The sequence below is a fragment of the Variovorax endophyticus genome (genome assembly GCF_025376855.1).
GTDB lineage: Bacteria > Pseudomonadota > Gammaproteobacteria > Burkholderiales > Burkholderiaceae_C > Variovorax.
Map to the genome: position 1 here is coordinate 92,756 of NZ_JAHUTH010000010.1, position 15,369 is coordinate 108,124.

At 68.2% G+C, this 15,369-nt stretch carries 12 protein-coding genes; 3 read left to right on the plus strand and 9 right to left on the minus strand.

The annotated features are described in order from the left end of the window. Positions 1–113 precede the first annotated feature (113 nt). Complete coding sequence (locus KV106_RS15205) at positions 114–881, plus strand: PP2C family protein-serine/threonine phosphatase (RefSeq protein ID WP_261210920.1); 768 nt, start codon at positions 114–116, stop codon at positions 879–881. Between the two features lie 31 nt (positions 882–912). Here the strand turns inward: KV106_RS15205 and KV106_RS15210 are convergent, their stop codons facing one another. The 7 genes from KV106_RS15210 to KV106_RS15240 all read right to left on the minus strand — a co-directional run bounded on the left by KV106_RS15210 (position 913) and on the right by KV106_RS15240 (position 11,460). After that, a complete protein-coding gene (locus tag KV106_RS15210) occupies positions 913–1,578 on the minus strand; it encodes a hypothetical protein (protein ID WP_261210921.1) in 666 nt (221 codons plus the stop codon). Further along, positions 1,575–2,672: a cell division protein ZapE gene (zapE, locus tag KV106_RS15215; RefSeq protein WP_057597455.1), complete on the minus strand. Its 1,098-nt coding sequence runs from the start codon at positions 2,670–2,672 to the stop codon at positions 1,575–1,577. Before zapE ends, KV106_RS15210 begins: the two co-directional genes overlap by 4 nt. A 73-nt stretch (positions 2,673–2,745) precedes the next feature. Next, positions 2,746–4,176, minus strand: a complete 1,431-nt coding sequence (lpdA, locus tag KV106_RS15220; protein WP_261210922.1) for a dihydrolipoyl dehydrogenase — start codon at positions 4,174–4,176, stop codon at positions 2,746–2,748. A 16-nt stretch (positions 4,177–4,192) separates the two neighbouring features. Further along, positions 4,193–5,467 (minus strand): 2-oxoglutarate dehydrogenase complex dihydrolipoyllysine-residue succinyltransferase, encoded by a 1,275-nt coding sequence (gene odhB / locus KV106_RS15225; RefSeq protein ID WP_261210923.1) that lies wholly within the window; start codon positions 5,465–5,467, stop codon positions 4,193–4,195. A gap of 138 nt (positions 5,468–5,605) precedes the next feature. Continuing rightward, positions 5,606–8,482 carry a 2-oxoglutarate dehydrogenase E1 component gene (locus tag KV106_RS15230; protein ID WP_261210924.1) on the minus strand — a complete coding sequence of 959 codons (2,877 nt, stop codon included), beginning with the start codon at positions 8,480–8,482 and terminating at the stop codon, positions 5,606–5,608. 180 nt (positions 8,483–8,662) lie between these two features. After that, complete coding sequence (locus KV106_RS15235; RefSeq protein WP_261210925.1) at positions 8,663–10,642, minus strand: propionate--CoA ligase; 1,980 nt, start codon at positions 10,640–10,642, stop codon at positions 8,663–8,665. A gap of 44 nt (positions 10,643–10,686) precedes the next feature. Beyond that, complete coding sequence (locus tag KV106_RS15240; RefSeq protein WP_057597274.1) at positions 10,687–11,460, minus strand: GntR family transcriptional regulator; 774 nt, start codon at positions 11,458–11,460, stop codon at positions 10,687–10,689. A 131-nt stretch (positions 11,461–11,591) separates the two neighbouring features. On the opposite strand from KV106_RS15240, the gene KV106_RS15245 reads away from it, so the two are divergent. Then, entirely contained in the window at positions 11,592–12,569 is a 978-nt protein-coding gene (locus KV106_RS15245; protein ID WP_261210926.1) for a Bug family tripartite tricarboxylate transporter substrate binding protein, read from the plus strand. A gap of 43 nt (positions 12,570–12,612) precedes the next feature. Further along, positions 12,613–13,998, plus strand: coding sequence for an FAD-dependent oxidoreductase (locus KV106_RS15250; RefSeq protein ID WP_216087358.1), 1,386 nt, complete (start codon positions 12,613–12,615; stop codon positions 13,996–13,998). 12 nt (positions 13,999–14,010) lie between these two features. On the opposite strand, the gene KV106_RS15255 is transcribed toward KV106_RS15250, so the two are convergent. Together KV106_RS15255 and KV106_RS15260 are read right to left on the minus strand one after the other, a co-directional pair. Continuing rightward, entirely contained in the window at positions 14,011–14,613 is a 603-nt protein-coding gene (locus KV106_RS15255) for an isochorismatase family protein (RefSeq protein ID WP_057597277.1), read from the minus strand. 78 nt (positions 14,614–14,691) lie between these two features. Continuing rightward, positions 14,692–15,315 (minus strand): TetR/AcrR family transcriptional regulator, encoded by a 624-nt coding sequence (locus tag KV106_RS15260; RefSeq protein ID WP_261210927.1) that lies wholly within the window; start codon positions 15,313–15,315, stop codon positions 14,692–14,694. Between the last annotated feature and the right edge of the window lie 54 nt (positions 15,316–15,369).

Genomic DNA, 15,369 nt, shown 5'->3' on the forward strand with positions numbered 1-15,369 from the left:
GTGGGAGGAGCGAGCGCATCTTCTGCGCGGCCCGGGCTCGTGTTCATTCGATAATACGTCGTGACACGAACTCCAGAGAAGACAGGCGGCGCTGCATCGGCGCATTCGCGCTCATGACCCAAGGCTTTCGACTCGTTGCCGCCACCGGCCTGCACAAGGGCGACCGCCCCTACCAGCAGGACCAGGTGCTGCTGATCGCGCATCCGCGCACGCCGGGCTGCGTGCTCGCCGTGGTGGCCGACGGCATGGGCGGACGCAGCGGCGGGCGCAAGGCCTCCGACCAGGTGCTGATGACGGCGCGCCAGCTGTTCGCGCGCTACAACCCCGCGCGCGACCAGGCCGAGGCGCTGCTGCGCCAGCTGCTCGAGGACGCGCACACGGTGATCAAGCTCACGGCCGTGTCGAGCGAGCAGGAACCGCACAGCACGCTGGCGGCCTTTCTCATGAACCCGAACGGCGATTGCGCCTGGATCCATGCGGGCGATTCGCGCATCTACCATTTCCACGACGGCCGGCTGATCAAGCGCACGCGCGATCATTCGTACGTGCAGACGCTGATCGACCGCGGCGAGATCACCGAGGCCGAGGCCAACGTGCATCCGCAGGGCAACATCCTGCTCGGCTGCCTGGGCATGCGCTCGACACCACCGCCGATCGCGCCCGACCAGGTGCCGAGGATGCAGCCCGGCGACCTGCTGATGGCCTGCAGCGACGGCCTGTGGCACTACTTCACCCCCGAGGAGCTCGCGAGCGTGCTGCATGCGCAGCCGCCGCGCGATGCGGTAGAGATCCTGGTGGGCGAGGCGCGTCGTCGCGCGCATGGCACCGGCGACAACATCTCGATCGCGGTGCTCAAGCTCGAGCCGTTGCCGGCGGCCTGAGATCCGCGGCCCGCGGGCCGCCGTGCGGCGCTCAGGGCTTCGGCGCGGCCGGTTCGGCCGGCGACAGCGGCGCGCCACGCGGCTTGGTTCGGCTGGCGTTCTGCCGCTCGCGGCTGGCGCGGTGCTCCTCGGCCTTGCGCTGCTTTTCCTCGTAGCGCTGGACCTGTTCGGGCGCCTCGGCCCGGCGCTGCGCGGCCTTGGCCTGCTCGGCTGCCTGGTTGCTCTGCTTCTGGTCGAACTGGCGCTGGCGCTCGGGCGCCTCGGCGGCCGTCGCGGCACGGCCCTGCGCATGGTCGGCCGCACGCTGTTCGCGCTCGCGCTGGTTCTGCATCGACTGCTCGCGCTGCTGCGCGGAGTCCTGCGGGCGCTCGGTGGCCTTCTTCTCGTCGAGCTTGCGCAGCTCGGCGGCGCCGCGGCGCTGGCGCTCGATGTCGTTGATCGAGGATTCCTGGCGCTTGATGTGGTCGGTCTCGGTACGACGGCGCGCGCGGCTGTCGCGCAGGCAGTCCTCGACCGCGAACTTGGCGTAGCAGGCCTTGCGTTCGCCCTGGTAGCGCGCCTCGATGGCGGCGCGCTCGGAGGCCAGGCGGCTGCGCTCGGCCTCGAGGTCGGCGGCGCCGGCGGCGGCGTTGGACTGGGCCCAGGCGGGCAGGCCGGCCAGCAGCATCCACAGGGCAAGGACGAGGGTTTTCTTCATGTGAGGCGAGTGTCGACGATGCGGCGTTCCAGCGCGAGGAATTCGGCCGACTGCATCTCGTTGAGCCGCGAGACCGTGCGCGGAAACTCGTGCGCCAGCGGCCCCTCGGTGTACAACGCCTCGGCTGGCACCTCGGCCGACATGATGAGCTTGACGCGGCGGTCGTACAGCACGTCGACCAGCCAGGTGAAGCGGCGCGCCTCCGAGGCCATGCGCACCGGCATGTGCGGCACGTCGGACAGCAGCACGGTGTGGAACTGGCTCGCGATCTCGAGATAGTCGTTCTGCGAGCGTGGCCCGCCGCACAGCGTCTTGAAGTCGAACCAGACGACGCCGCCGGCCTTGCGCCGCGCGCGGATCTCGCGCGACTCGATGTGCAGCACGGGGTTCTCGTCGGCGGTCTCGGCCAGCTTCTCGAAGGCCTTGCGCATCTCCTTCTCGGTCTCGCCGTCGTTCGGCGTGAGATACATGCGCAGCTGCTCCATGGTGCGGCGCCGGTAGTCGGTGCCGTTGTCCACGCTGAGCACCTCGAGCTTCTGGTTCAGCAGCTCGATGGCGGGCAGGATGCGGTCGCGGTGCAGCCCGCCGGGATAGAGGTCGTCGGGCTTGAAATTGGAAGTGGTGACGAAGCCCACGCCGTTCTCGAACAGCGCCACCAGCAGGCGATGCAGGATCATCGCGTCGGTGATGTCGGCGACGTGGAACTCGTCGAAGCAGATCAGCTTGTAGCGCTTCGAGATGCGCAGGCCCAGCTCGTCGAGCGGGTTGACGGTGCCCTGCAGCTCGCGCAGCTCGCGGTGCACCTCGCGCATGAATTCGTGGAAGTGCAGGCGCGTCTTGCGCCGCAGCGGCACGGCATTGAAGAAGAGGTCCATCAGGAAGCTCTTCCCGCGCCCCACCCCACCGTACATGTAGACGCCGCGCGGCAGTTCGGGCCGGTTGATGAGCTTCTTCAGCGCGTTGGAACGCTGCGACTTGTAGGCCGCCCATTCCGTGGCGCAGCGGTCGAGCGCCTCGACGGCCCGCATCTGCGCGGGATCGCTCTTGAACCCGCGCGCCGCGAGTTCCGCTTCGTAAGCCTGTTTGACGCTCAAGGGAGGGGTGCTCAAGGGTTGAATGGCCGCGGGCGGCCCGCGAAGGGCCGCCCGCGGCGTGCTCGCCGCTGGATCAGAAGTTCAGCGTGCGCTTGTCGACCGCGAGCGCGGCTTCCTTGGTGGCTTCCGACAGCGAGGGGTGCGCGTGGCAGATGCGCGCGATGTCCTCGGCGCTGGCCTTGAACTCCATCGCCACCACGGCTTCGGAGATCAATTCGCTGGCCTGCGGGCCGACGATGTGCACGCCCAGGATCTCATCCGTGGCCGCGTCGGCCAGGAACTTGACCATGCCGGTCGTGTCGCCGAGCGCGCGCGCGCGGCCGTTGGCCAGGAACGGGAAGGTGCCGGCCTTGTAGGCGCGGCCCGAGGCCTTGAGCTGCTGCTCGGTCTGGCCGACCCACGCGATCTCGGGGCTGGTGTAGATCACCCACGGCACGGTGTTGAAGTTGACGTGTCCGTGCTGGCCGGCAATGCGCTCGGCCACGGCGACGCCCTCTTCTTCCGCCTTGTGCGCGAGCATCGGGCCGCGCACCACGTCGCCGATCGCCCACACGTTCGGCAGGCTGGTCTTGCAGTCGTCGTCCACGGCGATGGCGCCGCGCTCGTCGAGCTTCAGGCCCACCGCCTCGGCGTTCAGGCCGATGGTGTTGGGCACGCGGCCGATCGAGACGATCAGCTTGTCGACCTCGAGCGTCTGGGCCTCGCCCTTGGCGTTGGTCCAGGCCACGCTCACGCCGTTCTTGCCCGACTTGATCTCGCCGACCTTCACGCCGAGCTCGATCTTCAGGCCCTGCTTGTCGAAGGCCTTCTTGGCTTCCTTGGCGATCTGCTCGTCGACCGTGCCGAGGAAGGTCGGCAGCGCCTCGAGCACCGTGACTTCCGCGCCGAGGCGGCGCCACACCGAGCCCATCTCGAGGCCGATGACGCCCGAGCCGATCAGGCCCAGCTTCTTCGGCACCGCGCCGATGCGCAGGGCGCCGTCGTTCGAGAGGATGTTCTCCTCGTCGAAGGCCGCGCCCGGCAGCGCACGGGCGTTGGAGCCGGTGGCGACGATGATGTGCTTGCCGGTGATGGTTTCCTCGGCGGCGCCGGCCACCTTGATGTCGTAGCCGGCGTCGCCGGACTTCTCGAACGAACCACGGCCGTGGAAGAAGCTGATCTTGTTCTTCTTGAACAGGTACAGGATGCCGTCGTTGTTCTGCTTCACGACCTGGTCCTTGCGGGCCAGCATCTTGGCGAGGTCGATGCCCAGGCCCTCGACCTTGATGCCGTGGTCGGCGAAGTGGTGGTTCGCCTGCTCATAGTGCTCCGACGACTGCAGCAGTGCCTTCGAGGGAATGCAGCCGACGTTGGTGCAGGTGCCGCCCGGTGCCGGGCCGCCCTTGCCGTTCTTCCACTCGTCGATGCAGGCGACGTTGAAGCCGAGCTGCGCCGCGCGGATGGCGGCGATGTAGCCGCCGGGGCCGCCGCCGATGACGATGACGTCGAATTGTTTGTTGGCCATCTGTTCGTGCCTCCGATCAGATGTCGAACAGGAGGCGCGACGGGTCTTCCAGCGCTTCCTTCATGGCGACCAGGCCCAGCACGGCTTCGCGGCCGTCGATGATGCGGTGGTCGTAGCTCATCGCCAGGTAGTTCATCGGGCGGATGACGATCTGGCCGTTCTCGACCACGGCGCGGTCCTTGGTGGCGTGCACGCCGAGGATCGCGGACTGGGGCGGGTTGATGATCGGGGTCGAGAGCATCGAGCCGAAGGTGCCGCCGTTCGAGATCGAGAAGGTGCCGCCGGTCATCTCCTCGATGCCGAGCTTGCCTTCCTGGGCCTTCTTGCCGTACTCGGCGATCTTCTTCTCGATGTCGGCGAAGCTCATCTGGTCGGCATTGCGCAGGATCGGCACCACCAGGCCGCGCGGCGAACCGACGGCGATGCCGATGTCGAAGTAGCCGTGGTACAGGATGTCGTTGCCGTCGACCGAGGCGTTGAGCACCGGGTACTTCTTGAGTGCATGCACCGCGGCCTTGACGAAGAAGCTCATGAAGCCGAGCTTGACGCCGTGTTCCTTGGTGAAGGTGTCCTGGAAGCGCTTGCGCAGGTCCATGACGGGCGCCATGTTGACCTCGTTGAAGGTCGTGAGGATGGCGTTGGTCGACTGCGACTGCAACAGGCGCTCGGCGATGCGCGCGCGCAGGCGGCTCATCGGCACGCGCTGCTCGGGGCGCTCGCCCAGGTCCGGCGCGCTGGTGGGCGCGGCGACCTGCGGCAGCGCGGGCTTGGCGGCCGGCGCGGGGATCGCGGCGGGCGCGGCCTTGGCGGTGGCACCCGAGGCCACGGCGCCGAGCACGTCGCCCTTGGTCACGCGGCCGTCCTTGCCGGTGCCGGCGACGTCGCTGGTCTTGAGGTTGTTGTCGGCCAGCAGCTTGGCGGCCGCGGGCATGGCGACGTCGGACTTGGCACCGCCGGCGGCGGCGGCGGCGGCAGCGGCCGCGGGCGCGGCGGCGGGTGCCGGGGCGGCGGCGGCGGGCGCGGCGGCCGGGGCCGCGGCGCTGGCCTTGCCTTCGGTGTCGATCTTCGCGATCAGCTGGTCGGCCACGACAGTGGCGCCGTCGCCTTGCACGATCTCGGCCAGCACGCCGGCGGCGGGCGCCGGCACTTCGAGCACGACCTTGTCGGTTTCGATCTCGATCAGGATTTCATCGACGGCGACGGCTTCGCCGGCCTTCTTCTTCCAGGTGAGCATGGTGGCTTCGGCCACCGATTCGGACAGCTGAGGGACTTTGACTTCGACGATAGACATTTGGAGTTTGCTCCGCTTTGATTTGTGTGTGCCCCTGGGGCCGGGTTTCGCCCGGCCTGCCCCTCGTGGGGGATCGGGCGCCGCGGCCAAGCCGCGTGCGCCCGAGCGGGTCGTTCGTGTTGAAAAAAGATCGTTCTATTACTTGGTCAGCACGAAGCCCTTGAGCTTGGCGAAGGCGGCATCGACCAGTGCCTTCTGCTGTTCCTGGTGCAGGTGCGAGTAGCCGACGGCCGGCGAGGCCGAGGCCGCGCGGCCGGCGTAGCCGAGCTTCTGGCCTTCCTGCATGTTCTCGTGGATGTAGTGCTGCACGAAGAACCAGGCGCCCTGGTTCTGCGGTTCGTCCTGGCACCACACCACGTCGACGAGGTTCGGGTACTTCTTGATCTCGGCCGCGAAGGCCTTGTGCGGGAACGGATAGAGCTGCTCGACGCGGATGATCGCCACGTCCTCGTCGCCCTTCTCCTCGCGCTTCTTGGCCAGGTCGTAGTAGACCTTGCCCGAGCAGGCGATCAGGCGCTTGACCTTCTCGGCCTTGAGTGGCTTGCTTTCCGGAATGATGGTCTGGAAGCTGCCCTTGGTGAACTCGGCCAGCGGCGAGGTCGCGTCCTTGTTGCGCAGCAGCGACTTGGGCGTGAGGATGATCAGCGGCTTGCGCAGGTTGCGCACCATCTGGCGGCGCAGCACGTGGAAGATCTGGCTGGCCGTGGTCGGCTGCACCACCTGCATGTTGGTGTCGGCGCTCAGCTGCATGAAGCGCTCGAGGCGCGCCGAGCTGTGCTCGGGGCCCTGGCCTTCGTAGCCGTGCGGCAGCATCATCGTGAGGCCGTTGACGCGGCCCCACTTGACTTCGCCCGAGGCGATGAACTGGTCGATCACGACCTGCGCGCCGTTCACGAAGTCGCCGAACTGGGCTTCCCAGATCACCAGCGTGTTCGGGTCGTTCGAGGCGTAGCCGTATTCGAACGCGAGCACCGCCTCTTCCGACAGGATCGAGTCGATCACGACGAACGGGGCCTGGTTGTCGGCCACGTTCGACAGCGGCGTGTAGGTGCCTTCGTCGAACTTCTCGCGGTTCTGGTCGTGCAGGACGGCGTGGCGGTGCGTGAACGTGCCGCGGCCCGAGTCCTCGCCCGACAGGCGCACCGGGTAGCCGCTGGCCACCAGCGAGGCGAAGGCCATGTGCTCGCCCATGCCCCAGTCGACGTTGACGTCGCCGCGGCCCATGGCGGCGCGGTCGTCGAGCACCTTCTTGACCAGCGGATGCACCGTGAAGCCTTGCGGCACGGTGGTGATCTTCTCGGCCAGGCGCTTCCACTCGGAGGTGGGGATCGCGGTGTCGCCGGCGTCGGTCCACTTCTTGTTGAGGTACGGGCTCCAGTCGACGGCGTACTTGCTCTTGAAGTTGGTCAGCACCGGGTCGACCGTGTTCTTGCCTTCGTCGAAGGCGGCGCGCTGCGCCTTGACCATGTCGTCGCCGAGCGTGTCGCCCAGGCCCTGCGCGGCCAGCTTGTCGGCGTACAGCTTGCGCGTGCCGGGATGCTGGGCGATCTTCTTGTACATCAGCGGCTGGGTCAGCGAGGGGGTGTCCTGCTCGTTGTGGCCCAGCTTGCGGAAGCAGATGATGTCCACGACCACGTCCTTCTGGAATTCCATGCGGAAGTCCAGCGCGATCTGGGTGGCGAGCACCACGGCTTCGGGATCGTCGCCGTTCACGTGCAGCACCGGCGCCTCGATCATCTTGACGATGTCCGAGCAGTACAGCGTCGAGCGGCTGTCGCGCGGGTCGCTGGTGGTGAAGCCGATCTGGTTGTTGATGACGATGTGCACCGTGCCGCCCGTGAAGTAGCCACGGGTCTCGGCCAGCGCCAGCGTTTCCATCACGACGCCCTGGCCCGCGAAGGCCGCGTCGCCGTGCACCAGCACGGGCAGCACCTGCTTGCCCTGCGGATCGGCGCGGCGGTCCATGCGCGCGCGCACCGAGCCTTCGACCACGGGATTCACGATCTCGAGGTGCGAGGGGTTGAACGCGAGGCTCAGGTGGACCGGGCCGCCGGGGGTGGTCACGTCCGAGCTGAAGCCCTGGTGGTACTTGACGTCGCCGCTGGGCAGGTCTTCGGGCGCGGTGTGGTCGAACTCGGCGAACAGGTCGGCCGGCATCTTGCCGAGCGAGTTGACCAGCACGTTGAGGCGGCCGCGGTGGGCCATGCCGATCACGATTTCCTGCACGCCCTTGGCGCCGGCCTGGTTGATCAGCTCGTCCATCGAGACGATGAAGCTTTCGCCGCCTTCGAGCGAGAAGCGCTTCTGGCCGACGTACTTGGTGTGCAGGAAGCGCTCGAGGCCCTCGGCCGCGGTCAGGCGGTTGAGCACGTGCTTCTTCTGCTCGGCGCTGAGCTGGGGATTGGTGCGGGCGCTCTCGAGCCGCTGCTGCCACCAGCGCTTGTGGTTCTGGTCGGTGGTGTACATGTACTCGGCACCCATGGTGCCGCAGTACGTTTCGCGCAGTGCGTTGAGCAGGTCGCGCAAGGACATGGTGTCCTTGCCGAAGAAGGTGTTGCTGGTGTTGAACACCGTCTCGAGGTCGGCGTCGGTGAAGCCGTAGAACGAGGGCTCGAGTTCGGGAATGGCGGGACGCTCGGCGCGCTTGAGCGGATCGAGGTCGGCCCAGCGGGCGCCGACGTTGCGGTAGGCGGCGATCAGTTGCTGGACGGCGGTGCGCTTGCGGCCGAGTTCGGAGTCGGCGCCGCTGGCCTGCACGACCTTGGTCGTGCCCTGCTTCGCCAGTTCGGCGAAGGCATTGATGACCGGCTGGTGCGGAACGTCGCGGGTGTTGGTGCCGTCGGCGGCGGGGACGTGCTGCAGCGCGTCGAAGTAGGTGCGCCAGTTGTCGGGCACGCTGCCGGGGTTGGCGAGGTAGTTTTCGTACATCTCCTCGACATAGGGCGCGTTGCCGCCGAAGAGATAGGTGTTGCCTTGGTAGGCGGCATACACCGATGGAGTCGATGAATCGCTCATATTGCGCTGACCTTCGCTTCCCTGTGGGAAGCACGAGCTGGTTTAAGAAACCTTCCGCGACACGGCTGAACCGATTGGCGGATGCGACTGTGGCTGGGGAAGGGCCTGAGTACAGGGCGATTGTGCCACGCCAACCATATGACGGTTGAAAGCGGATGCACAACCCCCCAGGCGGGGAACTCAGGCTGGCTTAAGTAACAGTTTGATCTGCTGCAGCGTGGCGGGGTCGTCGATGGTCGTCAGGTCGCCCGGATCGCGGCCCTCGCAGACCGCCTGGATGGCGCGGCGCAGCAATTTGCCGCTGCGGGTCTTGGGCAGCCCGCCCACGAAACGCACCCGCGCCGGCCGGGCCAGCGCGCCGAGCTGGTCGGCCACGGTCTTCATGATCTCGCCCTCGAGCTTCAGCGCCAGCGCCTCGTCGCTCGCGGCCCGCCCGTCCTTGGGCACCACGAAGGCCATCGCGACCTGGCCCTTGAGCGCGTCGGCCACGCCCACCACCGCGACCTCGGCCACGCCCGCGTGGCCCGAGATGCTTTCCTCGATCTCGCGCGTGCCGAGCCGGTGGCCGGCCACGTTGATCACGTCGTCGGTGCGCCCGAGGATGTAGAAATAGCCGTCCTCGTCGCGGATGCCCCAGTCGAAGGTCGAATAGACCATCTTGCCGGGCACGCTCTTCCAGTAGGTGTTGACGAAGCGCGCGTCGTCCCTCCACACGGTCTGCATGAAGCCCGGCGGCGTCGGCCCCTCGACCACGACCACGCCCTTCTCGTTCGGCGCGGTCAGTTCCTCGCCGGTCGACTCGTGCAGGATCTTCACCTTGTAGCCGTACATCGGCACGCCCGGGCTGCCGAACTTGCTGGGTTTCTTCTCCACGCCGTTGGCGATGGTGATGATCGGCCAGCCCGATTCGGTCTGCCAGTAGTTGTCGATGATCGGCACGCCCAGGCCCTCGGCGATCCAGCGGCCGGTGGGCTCGTCGAGCGGCTCGCCGGCCAGGAACAGCGCGCGCAAGGTCGAGAGGTCGTACTTCTTGAGCAGTGCGGGATCCTGTTTCTTGAGCACGCGCACCGCGGTCGGCGCACTGAACATCACCGTCACCTTGTACTTCTCGACGAGACGCCACCAGATGCCGCCGTCGGGCTGGCCGTCGAGACCCTGCGTGGGCAGGCCCTCGTACATCACCGTCGCCATGCCGGCGATCAGCGGGCCGTAGACGATGTAGCTGTGGCCTACGACCCAGCCGATGTCGCTGGTGGAGAAGTAGGTCTCGCCGGGCCGGCCGTCGAAGATGTGCTTCATGCTCGCGGCCAGCGCCACCGCGTAGCCGCCCACGTCGCGCTGCACGCCCTTGGGCTTGCCGGTGGTGCCGCTGGTGTAGATGGTGTAGCTGATCTCGGTCGACTCGAGCCAGGCGCAGGGCACTTGCGCGTCGAGGTGCTTTTGCCGCAGCTCGCTCGCCAGGTGGTCGCGCCCCGCGACCAGCGCCATGGGGGCCAGGCCGCGGTCGGTCAGCAGCACCGCGCCGGGCTTGTGGCTCGACAGGCGGATCGCCTCGTCGAGCAGCGGCTTGTACGCGATCACCTTGCCGCCGCGCGAACCGGCGTCGGCGCTCACCACCACCTTGGGTTCGGCGTCCTCGATGCGCGTGGCCAGCGAGCCGCTCGCGAAACCGCCGAACACCACGCAGTGGATGGCGCCGATGCGCGCGCAGGCCAGCATCGCGAACGCGGCCTCGGGAATCATCGGCATGTAGATCAGCACGCGGTCGCCGCGGCCCACGCCCAGGTCGATCAGGCTGGCGGCGGTGCGCTGCACCTCGGCATGCAGCTCGCGGAAGCTGTAGCTCTTCTCGGTGCCGGTCTCGGTCGAGACGAAGATCAGCGCCGGCTGGTCGCCGCGCTCGGCCAGGTGGCGGTCGACGGCGTTGTGGCACAGGTTGGTGCTGCCGCCGACGAACCAGCGCGCGAACGGCGGCTGGCTCGCGTCGAGGATCCGTTGCGGCGGGCTCTGCCAGTCGATGAGCCGGGCCTGCTCGGCCCAGAAAGCCTCGGGCGCGTCGATCGACCGGCGGTGGAATTCTTCGTAGTTCGGCATGCTGTCTCCTGTCTCTCGTGCTTGTATTTCTGCGGACGCGCGCCTCGGCCCGTCCTCGAAGATCATCGGCAGGCGCGCTTGCGCGGAACTGACGCAGGCCTGCCGCGCGCTCAGGAAACGTCGAGCCGGCGCTCGTTCGGCGGAATGAACGACTCGAAGAAGTACAGCGGCTGGCGCCCCGCCATGGCCGCGCTCTCGAGCAGCATGCCGCGCGTGCCGGGCGGCACCTCGAGCACGCCGCTCGCCTCGTCGCCGAAGACCACGAACGACACGCGCTGGCGCATTTCCGTCACCGGCATGTGGCCCTCGGTGCCGAGCAACTGCTTGAGGTTGGCGCCGTCGAGGCTGGGCAGCGGCGCCGAGGCGATGCCGGGAAACGCCGCCGCGCTGAAGTAGAGCCGATTGAACACGTTGAACTCGTGGTTGACGCTGATGCGCCGCGAGATGCGCACCACGTCCTCGCCGCCGAGCCGCAGCCAGTCGGACCAGGGACCGCGCTCGGGCACCCGTGCGCGGGACAGCACCTTGGGGTAGAGCGGCAGGAAGCTGGCCGCGCCGCCCTCGTCGCCGAGGAAGCGCAGGTGCAGCGGCGCATCGATGGCACCGCGCCCCTCGGCCACATAGGTGCCGCTGCCATGGGTACGCACCACGATGCCGTCGTCGGCCAGCTCGCGCAGCGCGCGCTGCACCGTGCCGAGGCTGTAGCGGGTGCGCCGCGCCAGTTCGCGTTCGGCCGGCAGCTGGCTGCCAGGACGCCAGTAGCCGCTGCGGATGGCGGTCACCAGGGTTTCGCGCAACTGCGCGTACTTGGCCAGGCCCGAGGCGCCCGGGTGCGTGTAGGCACCCAGGGGATCGTCGGAAGCTGGGCTGTCGAGTTCGTTCATGAGGTGATGGGACGCGATGCTACCCGCCTCCGAAGTTGACAAGTGCTATATAGCACCATAGCATTGAAGCTCTGAATGAACAGGGGCGCAAGCAAGACCGCCCCATGGATCCAAAGCCCAGGAGACAAACCATGCGCAAGAGAAGCCTGCTCGCGGCCACCGTGGCCGCCGCCCTCGCCGGCCTGGCCGGCAGCCCGGCCTTCGCCGACACCCCGTGGCCGACCAAGCCGGTCCGCATCCTGTTCGGCTTCCCGGCCGCCAGCGCCACCGACGTGGTGGCGCGCGCCGTGGGACAGAAGCTGTCGGAGAAATGGGGCCAGCCGGTGGTCATCGACAACAAGCCCGGCGCGGGCGGCAACCTCGGCAGCGAACTCGCCGCGCGCGCGCCGGCCGACGGCTACACGATCTTCTTCGGTACCGTCGCCAACGCGATCAGCACCACCCTCTACACCAAGCTCAACTACGACTACCTCAAGGACTTCCAGCCACTGACGCTGGTCACCATCACGCCGCTGGTGCTGGTGGCCAACCCCTCGGTGCCGGCCAACAACGTCAAGGAACTGGTCGAGTACGCGCGCGCCAATCCCGGCAAGCTCAACTTCGGCTCGGGCGGCGTGGGCACCTCGAACCACCTGGCCGGCGAGATGTTCAAGGCGGAGACCCGCACCGACCTGCTGCACGTGGCCTACAAGGGCACGCCCGCGGCCTACAACGACATGTTCAGCGGGCAGATCGGGCTGATGTTCGACAACATCGTCGCCGTCATGCCGCATGTGAAGTCGAACCGGCTCAAGCCGCTGGCGGTGACCAGCCTGAAGCGGGTCGACGCACTGCCCGAGGTGCCGACCGCCGCCGAATCCGGCCTGCCGGGCTTCGAGGCCGTGTCCTGGATCGGCGCCCTGGTGCCGGCGGGCACGCCCAAGCCGGTGGCCGACAAGATCTACAACGACATGGTCGCGGTGCTGCGCCTGCCCGAGCTGCAGAAGCAGCTGGCGGCCACCGGCGCGATCGTGGTCGGCAACACGCCCGAGCAGTTCGCGGCCTGGAACCGCAGCGAGATCGCGAAGTGGTCCAAGGCCATCAAGGAATCGGGCGCCAAGCTCGATTGACCGCCCTCCCCTCCATTCCCACCCACCCCAGGAAAGCAACGCAGTGACACAGAGCACCATCCAAGAACCCGCCCGCCAGACTCCCGTGCTGATGGAGGCCGACATCGTCATCGTCGGCGGCGGCACCACGGGCCCGGTCGCGGCCATCGCCGCCGCGCGGCGCGGCCGCAAGGTCGTGCTGATCGAGCGTTTCGGCTCGCTCGGCGGCATCCTCACGCTGGGCCTGAACACCAAGCCCTCGGGCTCGCTGATCGGCGGCATCCCGCTCGAGATCTGGAACCTCGCGCGCTCGGCCGGCGGCGCCGGCGAGGACTACATGGCCACCACCAAGACCGGCGGCGTGCGCATCGCCTCGCCGACCGATCCCGAGGTCATGAAGATGCTGCTCACGCGCCTGTGCGTGGAGGCCGGCGTGCAGATCCTGTTCGAGACCTTCGTCTCCGCGCCGCGGGTGGAGGACGGCACGGTCAAGGGCGTGTTCATCGAGAGCAAGGCCGGGCGCCAGTTCATCGCGGCCCAGGTGCTGATCGATTGCTCGGCCGATGCCGACATGGCGGCCAAGGCCGGCGCCCCGTTCGTGATGGGTTCGGGCGAAGCCGAGGCCCGCATGCAGCCGGTGTCGATGTACTTCATCATGAAGAACGTCGACCTCGAGCGCCTGGCCGACTGGGCCCGCGACTGCGAGGACGTGCCCGCGCGCGCCATCCCGCGCGACCGTGAAGGGCTGGCCTACGGCCTGTGGCTGACCGGCTTCAACGGCATGCTGCGGCGCTTCCAGGACGAAACCGGCGTGAAGCTGCAGCGCGACAACATCACGCTGAAGACGGCCGACGGCCAGATGTACGTGAATGCCACGCGCGTGCTCGGCGTCGACGTGTTCTCGCCGGCGCAGTTCACGGGCGCGATCCTCGAGTGCTATCGCCAGATCGAGGGCGTGTGCCGTTTCCTGCGCGAGCGCGTGCCGGGCTTCGAGCAGGCGCGGCTCGGGCAGGTCTCGCCGATCCTGGGCGTGCGCGAAACGCGCCACATCGAGGGCGAATACACGCTGACCGGCCCCGACTCGCGCGGCGAGACCCGTTTCGAGGACAGCATCGCCGCCGACACTTCGGCGCTCGACATCCACGACCCCAAGGGCGGCGACGTCGATTTCCAGAGCATGCCGCCCTACGAGATCCCCTACCGCTGCCTGCTGCCGAAGCGGATCGAGCAGCTGCTGGTCGCGGGCCGCTGCATCTCGGCCAACCACGAGGCCCATGCGCGGTCGCGCAACATGCCGGCCTGCATGGCGACCGGCCAGGCCGCGGGCGTGGCCGCCGCGATCGCGGTGGAGACAGGAATGACGGTGCGCCAGGCACCAGTGGCGCAGATCCAGCAGGCCCTGCGCGAACTCGGCATGCCGCTGCTCGCGAGCGAGGTGCGGCAGGACTGACGCCCGGCGCGCTCAGCGCACCAGCGCGAGCAGCTCCGGAAAGGCCGGGTGCTCGGCCGTGCGCAGCCATTCGAAGCCGACCATCTCCGTCGTCACCAGTTCGGCGCCCGCGCCGGCCAGGCGGTCGAAGGCGGCGTCGCGGTTGCGCTCGGTGCGCGAACCGCAAGCATCGGTGACGACCCAGACCTCGAACTCGTCCTCCAGCAGGTCGAGCGCGGTCTGCAGCAGGCAGACATGGGCTTCGCAGCCGGCGATGACGATGGTGTTGCGCTCCTCGGCGGGCGCGGCCGGCTTCTGCAGGTGCTTGGGCAGGCTGCGCGCATTGCCCTGCGGCGCCTTCGCCGGCACGCGCAGCCATTCGCCCAGCCCCTCCTCGACGCCGCTGAAGTGCATCTTCGGCAGCGTGCGGCGGCACAGCGCGCGGATATCGGGCAGGTTCTCGCCGAGCTTGGACGGGTTGTGCTCGGTGCCGAAGACGGGCACATCGAACAGCCGGGCCATCTTGCCGAGGCGGACCGCGTTCTGCGCGACCGCCTCCGACTCGAAGATCGCCGGCATCAGTCGCGCCTGATAGTCGACCAGCACGAGTTGGGATTGGGATGCGTCGAGCAGCATGGGCGAGGTTCTTTCTTCTGAGGGTTGCGGGGACGCCGTGCGTCCTGGACCCTGGAAACTAACACCGAAAACGCCGGCTCAGGCCACCGCCGGCCGCACGCGGGCCACGAGCTGCCCGATGTAGGCCTCGAACAGCGCATCGGCCGACTGCCCGAACATGCGGATGCGCCCGGTGTGCCGCATCAGCAGCAGGCCCACGCCGTGCGCGAACAGGGCGGTGTTCTCGCGCAGCGCCTCGGCGGCATCGAGGCCCATGGCGCGCAGCGCTTCCTCGCAGGGGTCGAGCGCCTCCTTCAGCCGGTCGTTGAGCGCATGGTCGAGCTCGCTGGTCAGGCCGCGCGGCCGCATGCCGTGCACCAGGTAGAAGCCGAGGTCGAGCTCGCGCGGATGGGCCGCGTAGAAGCCGAACCAGGCCCGCGCCTTGGACGCCAATGTCAGCGCGGGCCGCTCCGCGAAGGCCTCGGCCTCCCCCACCGCGGTGCGCAGGCGCAGCAGCGATTCGTCGAGCAGCGCGGCGTAGATCGCCTCCTTGCTCTCGAAGTACGAATAGATGGCACCGGGCGTGTAGCCGGCGCGACGCGCGATCTCGCGAATGCTCGCGCCCTCGATGCCGGCCTCGGAGAACACGGCCCGCGCCGCGTCGAGCACCAGCGCGCGGCGCGCATCGCTCAGGGTCTGTCGTCGTTGGAGCTTGGCCTGCATGGGCTGGACTGTAGCCCTTCTTTTAAGTGTTGCTCATTTTTCTTAACGGTTGAT

Coding starts and splice junctions, on each gene's coding strand:
- KV106_RS15205 (WP_261210920.1), top strand. CDS start 114: ATGACCCAAGGCTTTCGACTCGTTGCCGCCACCGGCCTGCACAAGGGC.
- KV106_RS15210 (WP_261210921.1), bottom strand. CDS start 1,578: ATGAAGAAAACCCTCGTCCTTGCCCTGTGGATGCTGCTGGCCGGCCTG.
- lpdA (WP_261210922.1), bottom strand. CDS start 4,176: ATGGCCAACAAACAATTCGACGTCATCGTCATCGGCGGCGGCCCCGGC.
- odhB (WP_261210923.1), bottom strand. CDS start 5,467: ATGTCTATCGTCGAAGTCAAAGTCCCTCAGCTGTCCGAATCGGTGGCC.
- KV106_RS15230 (WP_261210924.1), bottom strand. CDS start 8,482: ATGAGCGATTCATCGACTCCATCGGTGTATGCCGCCTACCAAGGCAAC.
- KV106_RS15235 (WP_261210925.1), bottom strand. CDS start 10,642: ATGATCTTCGAGGACGGGCCGAGGCGCGCGTCCGCAGAAATACAAGCA.
- KV106_RS15240 (WP_057597274.1), bottom strand. CDS start 11,460: ATGAACGAACTCGACAGCCCAGCTTCCGACGATCCCCTGGGTGCCTAC.
- KV106_RS15245 (WP_261210926.1), top strand. CDS start 11,592: ATGCGCAAGAGAAGCCTGCTCGCGGCCACCGTGGCCGCCGCCCTCGCC.
- KV106_RS15255 (WP_057597277.1), bottom strand. CDS start 14,613: ATGCTGCTCGACGCATCCCAATCCCAACTCGTGCTGGTCGACTATCAG.
- KV106_RS15260 (WP_261210927.1), bottom strand. CDS start 15,315: ATGCAGGCCAAGCTCCAACGACGACAGACCCTGAGCGATGCGCGCCGC.